We start from the raw sequence: 13,504 nt of genomic DNA, 5'->3' as shown, positions 1-13,504 counted from the left end.
CGTCATTCCGGGATGCGTGCGACAGCACGCAGACCCGGAATCTCGCAGTGTTCTGCGGGGCGCGCGAAGCTGTCCATCCTCGGCGACCGCTCGCTTCTGACGTCATCCCCGCGCAGGCGGGGATCCAGTATTGCAGGGCGCTGGTGATTGGCACGAAGGCTCTGGAATACTGGGTCGCCCGCCTGCGCGGGCGATGACGGGCGTTGTTGGTTGCTCACGTCGAGATTCCGGGTTCACGCGCGGACGCGCGTGCCCCGGAATGACTTGGGGTGGGCTGAGCGACCAACGCCGCCCCACTCCCGACAACGCGCCGTCATTCCGGGAGGCGTGCGCAGCACGCAGACCCGGAAGCTCGGGATATGCTGCGGGGCGCGCGAAGCTGCTCATGATTTGCGACCGCTTGTTTCTGACGTCATCCCCGCGCAGGCGGGGATCCAGTATTGCGGGGCGCTGGTGACTGGCACGAAGGCTCTGGAATACTGGGTCGCCCGCCTGCGCGGGCGATGACGGGTGTTGTTATTTGCCTGCGGCGAGATTCCGGGTTCACGCGCTGGGGCGCGTGCCCCGGAATGACGGGGAGGGAGATAGCGGCGCGGAATGAGGCGGACGCGGAAGACGTCACCACCGGAATGCCAACGCCCAAGGCGCTGGCCCGGAAAGCCCGGCGCTATTCGCCCCAGGCCTTGAAGGCGTCGTTGAAGGCGCGTTCGCCGGGGCCGCCTTTTTCGATCGCGATGATGGCGCGGCGGCCGTTGCTGTAGACGATCGGCACGTCGAACCAGGACCGCTCCTTGAGCAGCTGCAGGTTGCGCGAGCGATCGGCTTCGACGTTGCTGAGACCGACCAGGAAGAAGCCGTCGGTGACCTTGACGGCGAGCCCGGCGAGCGGCGTGCCGCGCGACTGCTCGTTCGACTTCATCAGGATGCCCGGCACGTTGGACACGCCGCCGCCCTGGAAATCGGCCGGCAGAACGAAGGTCAATTCCGCGGTGTGACTGGCCGGCAGCGACGAGTCGGTGTTGCGGCGGAACGACATCGTCATCTTGAACTGCCGCTCCGGCACGTCGATGTCGGCCCGCACCGCGACGTCGGCGCCGCCCTTGGCGCTGGCGCCCTTCACCTGCTCGGTCTTCCATACCACCGAGCCGACATATTGCTTGCCCTTCGGGTCGTTCGGATCCTCGTCGTACAGCACCACGCGCTGCGCAACCGGAGCGGCCTGCTCGGTCGACGGCTGACCGACCCGGTCGGTGATCTTCGGCCGCTCGGTCGGGGCCGCCGGCGTCGCCGGGGCCGCCGTCTCGGTCGAGGGCGACGAGCGCATCAGCGACATCAGGCTGGTCACCGCGCCCGGTCCCCAGACCAGGCCGGCGCCGAGCAGCATCACCAATATGCCGACCACCAGCGCAATCCGCAGCGGGAATTTCGACCGCCCGCTCGCTGCCTTGCGCTTCGGCTCGGCCTGAGCCCGCGGCGCGGCGGACGGCGGCGCATAGCGCGCCGCTTCGTCGACCGATTCGTCGTAGGAATACGCCGCATCCGGATCGGCGCGGTTCTCCATCGTCGGCTCGAGCCGGTCGAATTCCGGCGACGGCGCGACGTTGGCGTAGGTCTTCCGCGCGGCGCGATTGGCCTGTGCGGCGGCATTGCCGAGCCCGTCGAGATCGGCGGTGACGTCGCTGAAGCCGCGCAGGCCCGGCGAATTGGCCGGCGGCGGCGGCAGATTCGCCGGCTGGTTCGGCGGAGCATTGCGGCGGGGCGGCACGGCCGGGCCACGGCCGGGCAGCGGCGGCTCCGGCGGAATCGGCGGCGGCTCGACCCGCAGGGTGCGGGTCGGACGCGGCTCCGGCGTCTCCTCCGGGACCGGCTCGTCGTCCGGTGTGCGCGAGCGCACCGCCTGCGGCAGCTCCGGCTCGGGCATCGCGCCGGCCGCAGCGCCGCGATTGACCTGCGGCGGCGGATCGCCGGGCCGGCCGAGCGGACGGCTGGACGCGCGCAGCGCATCGCCGGGGCGCGGCGCGTCGCCGGGGCGGCCACGGCCCTTCAGCTCGGCGCGGGTGGCGTCGCGGGCGCGCTGCGCGGCCTCGGACTCGACCTTGCGCACCGCCTCTTCGAGCGCCAGGCGCTCGCGGGTGATTTCGGATTCGGTCAGCGGCGGCTGCACGCCGCGCAGTTGTGCGATCAGCGCAGCGCGCGCCCGCTCGTAGATGGCGCGCCGCTGCTCGCCGGGAGCACTCGGGTCCAGGCTCGAAATCGCGCGGGCGATCAGCGGATAGTAATCAGCCATCTCGACTCAATTTACGATGTCTTTGGGTAACATCTTATTAAGCCTCGAACGGATTCTGCACCAGAATTGTGTCCTCGCGCTCGGGGCTGGTGGACAACAAAGCCACTGGGCAGCCGACCAGTTCCTCGATGCGGCGGACGTATTTGATCGCCTGCGCCGGCAGATCGGCCCACGACCGGGCGTTCGCGGTCGGCTCCTTCCAGCCCTCGATGGTCTCGTAGATCGGCTCGACCCGCGCCTGGGCGCCTTCGCCGGCCGGCAGATAATCGATCTCCTTGCCGTCGAGCTTATAGCCGACACAGACCTCGACACTGTCGAAGCCGTCGAGAATGTCGAGCTTGGTCAGCGCCAGACCATGGATGCCGCAGGTCCGCACCGTCTGCCGCACCAACACCGCGTCGAACCAGCCGCAGCGCCGCTTGCGCCCGGTGTTGACGCCGAACTCCTTGCCACGGCGGCCGATCTCTTCGCCGATCTCATTGGTCAGCTCGGTCGGGAACGGTCCGGCGCCGACGCGCGTGGTGTAGGCCTTGCAGATGCCGAGCACATAGCCGACCGCGCCAGGGCCCATACCGGTGCCGGTCGCCGCCTGCGCCGCGACGGTGTTGGACGAGGTGACGTAGGGATAGGTGCCGTGATCGACGTCGAGCAGCGCGCCCTGCGCGCCCTCGAATAGGATGCGCTTGCCCTCGCGGCGCTTCATGTCGAGCAGCCGCCACACCGATTCGGCGTAAGGCAGCAGTTGCGGCCCGAGCGCCAGCAGATCCTTCAGGATCGCGGCGCCGTCGAATTCGGGCAGGTTGAAGCCGCGGCGCAGCGCGTTGTGGTGCGCCAGCAGGCGGTCGATCTTCTGCGGCAGCGTGTCCGGATCGGCGAGGTCCATCAGCCGGATCGCGCGGCGGCCGACTTTGTCCTCATAGGCCGGGCCGATGCCGCGCTGGGTGGTGCCGATCGCGCCGGCCTTGGCGGCGTTTTCGCGCAGCGAATCCAGTTCGCGGTGCAACGGCAGAATCAGCGTGACGTTCTCGGCGATGCGCAGATTGTCCGGCGAGATCGAAACGCCCTGCCCCTGCAGCTTCTTCACTTCGTCCAGGAAGGCCTGCGGATCGAACACCACACCGTTGCCGATCACCGCCAATTTCGACGGCCGCAGCACGCCCGACGGCAGCAGCGCCAGCTTGTAGGTCGCACCGTTGATCACCAGGGTGTGGCCGGCATTGTGACCGCCCTGGAAACGCACCACGATGTCGGCCTGCTCGGAGAGCCAATCGACGATCTTTCCCTTGCCTTCGTCGCCCCACTGGGCGCCGACCACGACGACATTGGCCATTTCGAGAAGGTTCCCCTGTCACTCTACCGGATGAAGCACGATCGCGGCGCGCCGGTGGCGACGATAACGGATCGGACTCGCGCGCCCTGACAAACGCGACCGCAGCCGCTCGCACGCGAGGCATCGCACCGGATAACGGAAGCCGGCTTGCGACGCAAGCGAAACGCCCGTCCCACGGCGCTGCAACGCATTGTATCCCCTCTGAAATCCGTCGCTATGCGAAGCATCGGGGGATGGAGCTGCGCGGTCAAACGCTCGCGCGCAGACCGGGCGCCCGCTTGGCGCCTTTGCGCGCCACGACGAAGCGCACCCCGATGGTATCGCCCTCCACCCGCACCAGCTCGCAGCGCCGATAGGCGGCACCGTTCGGCGTCAGCACCAGGAAGAACTCGCGCAAATTCAGCCCGGCCATCGAGGCCTTCAGGATCAGCCTGGCGCCGGTCTGCGAAATGTCGGCGACCGCGCAGTCGCGCCGCCAGGTGCCGTCGACGGCAATCATCACTGAGTCCAGCGCCTTCTCGAAACGCACCCGAGGGTCTTTGCGATCGCCATAGGTCACGCGCGGCTCCGTGCAATTCATCTCGCCGCAACCTCGGTGTCGCGGCCAATCGCTGTGCTGTTCGAAACTCTCAATCGACACAACCGCCGAGAGCCGCACACGAGCCGCCGCTCCGCGTCCGCGAAGCAGCTCCTGGAACGATCACTCCCGTCAGTTGTATTTCATCGTAATGCACAACCACTTCGGATTCGTAAAATCTGATGCAGATGTCAGGCGTTCGCATTCACGATGCGTTGACCTTATCTGCCGGGCTGGCGCCGCCCTCCCCCGCCTCGCGTTGCTTAGCAGACTTCCGAATCTCATCGGATACAATCGGAGCTCACGTTTTGATTGACGCGTTGTCTTCGCGCCAACCGACATCCACATCGCGCGACAACGCTCCAGGAGACCGCATGGACAGCATCAAGACCCAAGGACTTCACGTGCCCAAGCTCGGGCTCGGCACCTTCAAACTGCAGGGCAAGGATTGCCACGAGGCGGTGCTGACCGCGCTCGGCCTCGGCTATCGCCACATCGACACCGCCGAGATGTACGCGAACGAGGATTTCGTCGGTGACGCGCTGGAGGACACCGACGTGCCGCGCGACCAGATCCATCTCACCACCAAGGTGTGGTGGACCAACCTCGCCCCCGACGCGATCCGCAAGGCGTTCGACCAGAGCCTGCGCAAGCTGAAGACCGACTATGTCGATTTCTATCTGATCCACTGGCCCGCACCGGAGATGAATCTCGGCGCCGCGCTGGAGACGCTGCTGAAGATCAAGGACGAAGGCGGCGCCCGCGCGATCGGGGTGTGCAACTTCCCGGTGGCGCTGATGCGCCAAGCGGTGGACGAGATCGGCGCGCCGATCGCCTGCAACCAGGTCGAGTATCACGTGCTGCTCGGCCAGACCAAGCTGCTACCCTATCTGCAGAGCAAGGGCATTCCGCTCACCGCCTACGCGCCGCTGGCGCAGGGCCGGCTCGCCTCCTATCCGGAATTGCAGCAGATCGCCGACAAGCACGGCGCCACCGCCGCGCAAGTGGCGCTGGCCTGGCTGCTCGAGCAGGACGGCGTGATGGCGATCCCGAAAGCGCGCGGCAAAGCCAGCCAGCAAAGCAATCTCGGCGCGCTGCAGATCAAGCTCGACTTCGACGACAAAGCTGTGATCGCCAAGCTGCCGAAGGACCAGCGTTTCGTCGATCCGGCGTTCGCGCCGAAATGGGATGAGGCGTAGGGGCGCGACGATCGCTGCGACAATTACGGCAAGTATTTAGCCCCCGTCATTCCGGGGCGCTCGCAAAGCGAGCGAACCCGGAATCCCGAGATGCAAGCCGCCCCGCTCTGCCCCACACCTCCAGATTCCGGGTTCATGCGCTGACGCGTGTGCCCCGGAATGACGGCGGGGCGGGACCGAGCGACCAACGCCGGGGCCACTCCTGACAACGCACCGTCATTCCGGGATGCGTGCGACAGCACGCAGACCCGGAATCTCGCAGTTATCGCAAAGAAAGAAAGACACCGCGAGGCGCGGGGCGACCGCCGTGCCCAGGCCCATCGAGATTCCGGGTTCGCTCGCTGGCGCGAGCGCCGGAATGACGGCGGGGCGGGGCCGAGCGACCAACGCCGGGGCCACTCCTGACAACGCACCGTCATTCCGGGATGCGTGCGACAGCACGCAGACCCGGAATCTCGCAGTTATCGCAAAGAAAGAAAGACACCGCGAGGCGCGGGGCGACCGCCGTGCCCAGGCCCATCGAGATTCCGGGTTCGCTCGCTGGCGCGAGCGCCCCGGAATGACGGTGGGAGCGGGCATGTTCGCGTTGCATTGCTTCACAGCACGCGCAGTGACAATGTGCACCGCGGCGCGCGAGTCCTCTCCGCGCCGTCCTGCTACCTGCCTCGAGTCCCCACCATGTCCAAATCCACCCGCGCCACTCAGATGCTGGAGAAGCTCGGCGTCGCCTACAAGCTGCACGCTTACGACTACGATCCGAACGCCGAAGCGATCGGGCTCGCGGCGGCGGCGGCGGTCGGCGTCGAGCCGAAGCGGATGCTGAAGACGCTGATGGCCGAACTCGACGGCAAGCCGGTGTGTGCGGTGATCGCTTCCGACAAGGAAGTCAGCATGAAGAAGCTCGCGGCCGCGCTCGGCGGCAAGAGCGCCAAGATGATGAAGCCGGCCGATGCCGAGCGGCTGACCGGCTATCATGTCGGCGGCATCTCGCCGTTCGGGCAGAAGAAGCGCGTGCCGGTCGCGATCGACGAGGCGGCGCTCGCCGAGACCACGGTGTACCTCAACGGCGGCCAGCGCGGCCTGCAGATCGAGCTAGACCCTAAAGCGGCGGTCACTGCGCTCGGTGCGGTGGCTCGGCCGATCGCGGCGGATTGACGCCGCTATCCGGCAAGCGCGCCGTGAATACTCTGGTAAATTGATACTTTGCCTGCGACCGCGGTCTGCGCGGGTCGATTTCTTTCGGCCCGGCGCAGGACTATGCTGCGCCACGACTCGCTGGAGGGGCATCCGATGACCGCAACGGGTGAACGACGTGGAGAGGTCAGGCCGCTCGGCCCGGCCGACGCCGATCGTTACTGCAATCATTTGATGCGGCTCGATGCCGACGCGCGCCGGATGCGGTTCTTCGAGGACGTCTCGGAATTCCACGTGCTGTTTCACGCCGGCGCGGCGCTGTCCGACGGACGGCCGGTGCTGGGCTATCTCGAGGACGACGAGATCCGCGGCGCCTGCGAATTGCTCGAGACCGATCGCGCCGATCATCTCGCCGAAGCCGCCTTCAGCGTCGAAGCCGAATGGCGCTGCCAGGGCATCGGCGGCTTGCTGATGGCGGCAATGATCACCGAGGCGCGCCGGCTCGGGGTGCGCCGGATCGAAATGTCGTGCCTGCGCTCCAACCTGCCGATGCAGGCGCTCGCGGCCCGCTTCACCTCGGACCTGCGCCAGATCGGCGAAACCGCGCTGGCGGTGCTGGACAACAGCGCGGAACCCAGCGCCGCCTGACCGGCCGGCGGCGCGTCCGACGATTTGGGGTTGCAGGCCGACCGATATCTGCCATAATTCGAATATTCGAATGTACGAAAGTATCGGCCGCACCGGCCGAGGCAGACAACAACAATCAACGGCGAGCTGCCGCCGGACCAGCGAGGAAAACACGATCGCCGCGGCACGCCGCGCGCCGGCGGCAACAAGGAGTTGGCGACGATGGCACACATCCTGATCATGGGCGCCGGTCTCGGCGGCGTCGTGATGGCCTACGAGATGAAGGACCTGCTCGGGCGCGACGACGACATCACCGTCGTCACCAAGGACCCGATCTATCACTTCGTTCCGTCGAACCCGTGGGTCGCGGTGAAGTGGCGGACCCGCGAGGCGGTCGAGGTCGATCTGGCGCCGACCTTCGCCAAGCGCGGCATCACCTACAAGCCGGTGCCGGTGACCAAGCTGGAACCGGACGAGAACCGCGTCACCCTCGCCGACGGCAGCGTGATCGGCTACGATTTCCTGGTCATCGCCACCGGGCCGGAGCTTGCCTTCGACGAGATTCCGGGGCTCGGCCCCGAGGGCTACACCACCTCGATCTGCCACGTCGACCATGCCACCGCCGCGGCCGAGGCGTTCGAAGAATTCTGCAAGAATCCGGGCCCGATCGTCACCGGCGCGGTGCAGGGCGCGTCCTGTTTCGGCCCGGCCTACGAGTTCACCTTCATCCTCGAGACCGAGCTGCGCCGCCGCAAGATCCGCGACCAAGTGCCGATGACCTTCGTCACCGCCGAGCCCTATATCGGCCATCTCGGCCTCGACGGCGTCGGCGACACCAAGGGCCTGCTCGAAGCCGAGATGCGGCAGCATCACATCAAGTTCATGACCAGCACACGGATCGCCAAGGTCGAGCCGGGCAAGATCACGGCGGAAGAAATCGCCGACGACGGCTCGGTGAAGAAGACGGTCGAGCTGCCGTTCGGCTTCTCGATGCTGCTGCCGTCGTTCCGCGGCATCGCGCCGCTGCGCGGCATCGAGGGGCTGGTCAATCCGCGCGGCTTCGTGCTGATCGACAAGCACCAGCGCAATCCGAAATATCGCAACGTGTTCTCGGTCGGCGTCTGCGTCGCGATCCCGCCGATGGGGCCGACACCGGTGCCGTGCGGCGTGCCGAAGACCGGCTTCATGATCGAATCGATGGTGACCGCGACCGCGCACAACATCCGGCAACTGCTCGACGGCCAGGAGCCGACCCATCAGGCGACCTGGAACGCGGTGTGCCTGGCCGATTTCGGCGATTCCGGCGTCGCCTTCGTGGCGCAGCCGCAGCTGCCGCCGCGCAACGTCAACTGGTCGTCGTCGGGCGTGTGGGTGCACAATGCCAAGATCGCGTTCGAGAAGTACTTCATGCGCAAGATGAGCCGCGGCGAGAGCGAGCCGTTCTACGAGAAGGCGATGCTCGACATTCTCGGCATCGGCAAGCTGAAGAAGACCACCGAGTCGGCGTGAGCGATTGGTGCCGCGCGCCGCCGGCGGTCAGGGCTTGGCCCCGAGGCGGCGCGGCCCCGGGCCGTGCCGGCCGAGTTCGTCGTCGGGATTGCGCAGCGGACATTCCTCCAGCGACAGGCAGCCGCAGCCGATGCAGCTCGTGATCTGGTCGCGCAATTGCGTCAGGCCGACGATGCGGGCTTCCAGCATGGCCTTCCACGCCTTGGCGAAACGCGCCCAATCGGCTTTGGAGGGGACGCGATCGTGCGGCAGATCGATCAGCGCGTCGTGGATGGTCGTCAGCGGAATCCCGGCCAGCAGGGCGACGCGGATGATGGCAATGCGGCGAAGCACCGAGCGGTGATAGCGCCGCTGGTTGCCCTCGGTGCGCCAGCCCTGGATCAGCCCCTTGGCCTCATAGAAATGCAAGGTCGAAACCGCCACGCCGCTCCGCTTGGCGGCTTCGCCGACGGTGAGCGCGATCTTGGTGGTGGCATCGGTCATCTCAGAAACTCTGCGCAGGCAACTGAATCCAGCGACTCTCTACAACCTGCACGGTCCGACGCATACCGAATGCGTGCCGACGGCACGACCCGGCGCGGTGACGCACGGCTTCGACCGCACTCGGGCTGCGAGCGCGCACCGGATTACGCGGAGACGGCGTCGGACTCGGCCGACGTCCGGCGCTGTGCGCCTGCCGCACCGGCGTGCCGGTCGGCGGCGATCAGCGTGTAGAAGGTCGGCAGCACGAACAGCGTGAACAGCGTCCCGACCAGCATGCCCATCACCACCACGATGCCGATGGCGAAGCGGCTGGCGGCCCCCGCCCCCTCGGCGAACAGCAATGGCACCAAGCCGGCGACCATCGCGGCCGTGGTCATCAGCACCGGCCGCATCCGCACTTTCGCCGACTGCAGGATGGCGTCGCGGCGGCCGAGCCCCTGCTCGCGCTGAATCTGGTTGGCGAACGCCACCATCAGGATGCCGTGCTTGGAGATCAGCCCGATCAGGGTGACGAGCCCGATCTGGGTGTAGATGTTGAGGGTGGTGTAGCCGAGATACAGCGGCAGCAGCGCGCCGCAGATCGCCAGCGGCACCGTCACCAGGATCACCAGCGGATCGCGGAAGCTCTCGTACTGCGCGGCCAGCACTAGGAAGATCACGATCAGCGCGAAGCCGAAGGTGACGGTGAGGCGGTTGCCTTCCTGGACGTATTGCCGGCTGTCGCCGAGCCAGTCGATGGTGACGCCGGGCGCGCGCGGCTGCGCTTCCATGAACGCCACCGCCTGCCCCATCGTCACGCCGGGCCGCAGCACCGCCGACAGCGTCGCCGCGTTCATCTGGTTGAACTGCGGCAATCGGTTGGCACTCGGCGTCACCGACACCGAGGCGACGGTCGAGAGCGGGATCATCTCGCCGGAGCGGGTGCGGAGCTGATAGCGCCCGATCGTCTCCGGCGTCAGCCGGTCGCTGCGGCGAACCTGCGGGATGACGTCGTAGGAGCGGCCGTAGTAATTGAAGCGGTTGACGTAGTTCTCGCCGACCAGCACCGCGAGGGTGTCGGCGATCGCCTGCATGGTGACGCCGACTTCGCCGGCTTTGGCGCTGTCAATGCGGATCCGCGCGGTCGGGCTGTCGAAAGCGAGGTCGCTGTCGACGAACACGAACAGGCCGCTGCGCCACGCCGCCGCCTTCAGCGCTTCCATCTCGCGGTAGATGGTGTCAAATCCGGCGGGCGACCGCAGCACCATCTGGAACGGCAGGCCGCCGGTCGAGGCCGGCAGCGCCGCCGGCTGGAACGGCGTGACGGAGGCCTCGTGGACGCTGCCGACGGCGCGGTACAGCGCCGCCTGGATGTCGGTGGCCGAGCGCCGGCGTTCGCTCCAGTCCTTGAGAATGATGCCGCCGAACGCGTTGTTGAGGCCATCGGTGCCGACGACGAAGAAATTGGCGTCGTATTCCGGCATCGACCGGAAGATCTGCTGCACCTGTCCGGCCGCCGCCGCCGTGTAGTCGAGATTGGCGTATTGCGGCGCCCGCACGGCGGTGAAGACGTAGCCCTGGTCTTCCTGCGGCGCGAGCTCGCGCTTGGCGCCGAAGAACAGCGCCACGATCGCCAGCAGCATGGTGCCGGCAACCAGCAGCACCGCCGGCCGGATCGCCAGCGTCGCGGCGAGCAGCCGGCCATAGCCGTTGGCGAGCGCCGCGAAGCGATGCTCGATCATCGTGGCAAACCGACTCTGGGCCTGCTTGCCGCCGAGTAGGCGCGAGCTCATCATCGGCGACAGCGTCAGCGCGATCAGCCCGGAGACCACGACCGAGCCCGCCAGCGTGAAGGCGAACTCGCGGAACAGGCTTCCGGTCAGGCCGCCCATCAGGCCGATCGGGGCGTAGACGGCGGCCAGCGTGATGGTCATCGCGATCACCGGCCCGACGATCTCGCGGGCACCGACCAGCGCAGCCTCCACCGGCGACAGCCCATCCTCGATGTGGCGATGGATGTTCTCGACCACCACGATGGCGTCGTCGACGACGAGGCCGATCGCCAGCACCATCGCCAGCAGTGTCAGCAGATTGAGCGAGAAGCCGAACGCCAGCATCAGCGCCGCAGTCCCGACCAGCGACAGCGGGATGGTGAGCACCGGAATGATCACGGCGCGCAGCGAGCCGAGAAACAAGAAGATCACCACCACCACGATGACGCCGGCTTCGATCAGCGTGTGTTGCACCTCGTCGATCGCCGCATTGACGAAGTGGGCGACGTCGAACTGGTTCTCGACCGTGAGGCCCGGCGGCGCGACGCTTTGCATCGCCGGGATCAGCGCCTTGGTGGCGGCGACGATCTCCAGCGGATTGCCGTCGGGAGTCGGCGCGATCTTGAGATAGACTGCGCGGCGGGCGCTCGCCCAGCCGAGGGTGTTGCGGTTCTGGCTGCCGATCTCGACGTCGGCGATGTCGCGCAGCCGCACTAGGCCGTCGGCGCCGGTCTTGATCACCATGTCGCGGAAGTCGTCGGCCGTGGTGACGTCGGTCGCGGCGGTGATGTTGGTGACGGTGCGGCCGTTCTCGAGCTGGCCGGGCGCGGCCTGCACGTTGTTGGCGCGCAGCGCCGCGGAGACATCGCCCGCCGTCAGGTTGCGGGCCGCGAGCTTGACCGGATCGAGCCACACCCGCATCGACAGCGCCTGCGCGGCGGCGAGATCGGCGGAGGCGACGCCCTTGACCGACGTGATCAGCGGCTGTCCGACCCTTGTGACGAAATCGGTGATCTGCGGGATCGTCAGCGTGTCGCTGACGAAGGCGACGTACTGCACCGCGGACGCACCGTCGGTGATCTTGGTGACCACCGGATCGTAGGCGCCGGCCGGCAGCCGGTACTTGACCTGCTGAACCTTGGCCAGCACGTCGGTCATCGCCCGGTCGGAGTTGGCGTTGAGCACGAGCTTGGCCTTGACCTGGCTCTGCCCCATGGTCGAGGTCGAGGTGAGATATTCGATGCCGTCGGCGGAAGCGATCGCCTGCGCGATCGGGGTGGTGACGAAGCCCTGCATCACCTCCTGGGTGGCGCCGGGAAACATCGTATCGACCGTGATGGTCGCGCTTTCGAGGTTGGGATATTGCCGCACCGGCAATGAGAAAAACGCGCTCGCGCCGGCCATCAGGATCAGCAGGCTGACCACCACGGACAGAATCGGCCGGCGGATGAAGAGATCGGTGAACCGCATGGCGCCGCCTCACCGCAACGGGTTTGATGCTGCCACCGAAGCAGCCACGTTGACCGGCGCGCCCGGCTGAACGCGGAGCTGGCCGCTGGTGATCACCACGTCGCCGCTGCCGAGCCCGGTTTCGACCACGATGCGGTCGCCGACCCGTTGGCCGGTGGTGACCGGCACAGGCGCGGCTTTGCCGTCGCGAACGACGAGGACGCTGTCGCCCGACGCGCTGGTCTGGATCGCGGTCGCCGGCACCAGAATTGCCGACGGGCGCGACGGCTGCGCGATGCCGACGGTGACGTAGAGGCCGGGCCGCAGCTTGCGGTCCGGATTGCCGAGCGTCGCCTGAACCCGCACGTTGCGGGTGTCCTGCTGCACCATCGGCTCGATCGCGTTGATCCGCGCCGCAAACTCCTGACCCGGATAGGCGTCGGTGCGCACAGTGACCTCGCCGCCGAGATCGAGCTTCGACAGATCCTGCTGCGGCACGGTGAAATTGGCGTAGAGCCGGTCGAGCGCGGTCAGCGTCGCCAGCACGTCGCCGGGATTGACGTATTGCCCGAGATTGACCCTGCGGATGCCGAGCAAGCCGGCGAACGGCGCGCGGATCGTCTTCTGCGCAATCAGCGCCTCGATCCGCTGCACCGTGGCGTCGGCCTGCTCCTGTTCGGTGACGCGCTGATCGAGCAGCTGCTGCGTCGCGGCGTCGGTCGCGACCAGCCGGCGCGAGCGGTCGAGCTGCAGCCGCGCGAACTGCGCGCGCGACACCGCCTCTGCAAGCTGCGCCCGCTCCGGCGCGTCGTTGAGTTCGACCAGCGGCGTGTCGGCCTCGACCGACATGCCCGCCTCGAACCGGATCGCGACGACGCGGCCGGCGACCTCGGGCGCCAGCGTCAATTCCTGCACCGCCTGCAGCGAGCCGGTGGCTTCGAGCGATTGCGGCAGCGGCTCCGGCTCGACCGTGAGGGCCGAGACCTCGACCGGCGGGCGGGCATGCCCGGCACTCGCGGGCGCGAGCCGCGCCTGACGCCACAGATGGATCCCGGCGAAGATCGCCGCCAGGATCGGAATCACGATCAGCACCGGCGCCAGGCGGCGCCGGGTATCGGTCAAGGGTCGCAAGGTGTCGGTCATCGCCGCATCCAAACC

11 protein-coding genes are annotated in these 13,504 nt (G+C 67.5%); 5 read left to right on the top strand and 6 right to left on the bottom strand.

The features are described from left to right. Window positions 1–197, top strand: a 197-nt coding sequence (locus DNX69_RS26470) for a hypothetical protein (RefSeq protein WP_207803185.1), incomplete at its 5' end; no start/stop codon positions are given. A 470-nt stretch (window positions 198–667) separates the two neighbouring features. Here the strand turns inward: DNX69_RS26470 and DNX69_RS23830 are convergent. The 3 genes from DNX69_RS23830 to DNX69_RS23820 form a co-directional block, all read right to left on the bottom strand. Further along, window positions 668–2,287: a hypothetical protein gene (locus tag DNX69_RS23830; RefSeq protein ID WP_110788477.1), complete on the bottom strand. Its 1,620-nt coding sequence runs from the start codon at window positions 2,285–2,287 to the stop codon at window positions 668–670. Between the two features lie 37 nt (window positions 2,288–2,324). After that, window positions 2,325–3,617, bottom strand: a complete 1,293-nt coding sequence (locus DNX69_RS23825; protein ID WP_110788476.1) for an adenylosuccinate synthase — start codon at window positions 3,615–3,617, stop codon at window positions 2,325–2,327. Window positions 3,618–3,864: 247 nt separating this feature from the next. Further along, a complete protein-coding gene (locus DNX69_RS23820) occupies window positions 3,865–4,176 on the bottom strand; it encodes a PilZ domain-containing protein (RefSeq protein WP_110788500.1) in 312 nt (103 codons plus the stop codon). Between the two features lie 392 nt (window positions 4,177–4,568). Here DNX69_RS23820 and DNX69_RS23815 point away from each other — a divergent pair, with 392 nt between their 5' ends. The 4 genes from DNX69_RS23815 to DNX69_RS23800 all read left to right on the top strand — a co-directional run bounded on the left by DNX69_RS23815 (window position 4,569) and on the right by DNX69_RS23800 (window position 8,663). Continuing rightward, window positions 4,569–5,393 (top strand): aldo/keto reductase, encoded by an 825-nt coding sequence (locus DNX69_RS23815; protein ID WP_110788475.1) that lies wholly within the window; start codon window positions 4,569–4,571, stop codon window positions 5,391–5,393. Window positions 5,394–6,071: 678 nt separating this feature from the next. Continuing rightward, on the top strand, window positions 6,072–6,548 hold the full coding sequence (gene ybaK / locus DNX69_RS23810) for a Cys-tRNA(Pro) deacylase (protein WP_110788474.1): 477 nt from the start codon (window positions 6,072–6,074) through the stop codon (window positions 6,546–6,548). Window positions 6,549–6,683: 135 nt separating this feature from the next. Beyond that, the gene (locus tag DNX69_RS23805) at window positions 6,684–7,175 is read left to right on the top strand and encodes a GNAT family N-acetyltransferase (protein ID WP_110788499.1); all 492 of its coding nucleotides are present in this window, start codon (window positions 6,684–6,686) and stop codon (window positions 7,173–7,175) included. A gap of 201 nt (window positions 7,176–7,376) precedes the next feature. After that, window positions 7,377–8,663: an NAD(P)/FAD-dependent oxidoreductase gene (locus tag DNX69_RS23800; RefSeq protein ID WP_110788498.1), complete on the top strand. Its 1,287-nt coding sequence runs from the start codon at window positions 7,377–7,379 to the stop codon at window positions 8,661–8,663. Window positions 8,664–8,690: 27 nt separating this feature from the next. Here the strand turns inward: DNX69_RS23800 and soxR are convergent, their stop codons facing one another. The 3 genes from soxR to DNX69_RS23785 form a co-directional block, all read right to left on the bottom strand. Beyond that, window positions 8,691–9,146 carry a redox-sensitive transcriptional activator SoxR gene (gene soxR, locus DNX69_RS23795; protein ID WP_110788473.1) on the bottom strand — a complete coding sequence of 152 codons (456 nt, stop codon included), beginning with the start codon at window positions 9,144–9,146 and terminating at the stop codon, window positions 8,691–8,693. Between the two features lie 143 nt (window positions 9,147–9,289). After that, window positions 9,290–12,367 (bottom strand): efflux RND transporter permease subunit, encoded by a 3,078-nt coding sequence (locus tag DNX69_RS23790; RefSeq protein WP_110788472.1) that lies wholly within the window; start codon window positions 12,365–12,367, stop codon window positions 9,290–9,292. 9 nt (window positions 12,368–12,376) lie between these two features. Then, the gene (locus DNX69_RS23785; protein WP_110788497.1) at window positions 12,377–13,489 is read right to left on the bottom strand and encodes an efflux RND transporter periplasmic adaptor subunit; all 1,113 of its coding nucleotides are present in this window, start codon (window positions 13,487–13,489) and stop codon (window positions 12,377–12,379) included. Window positions 13,490–13,504 lie beyond the last annotated feature (15 nt).

It is taken from the genome of Rhodopseudomonas palustris, assembly GCF_003226555.1.
GTDB lineage: Bacteria > Pseudomonadota > Alphaproteobacteria > Rhizobiales > Xanthobacteraceae > Rhodopseudomonas > Rhodopseudomonas palustris_I.
This window is presented reverse-complemented; position numbering and strand designations above follow the sequence as displayed.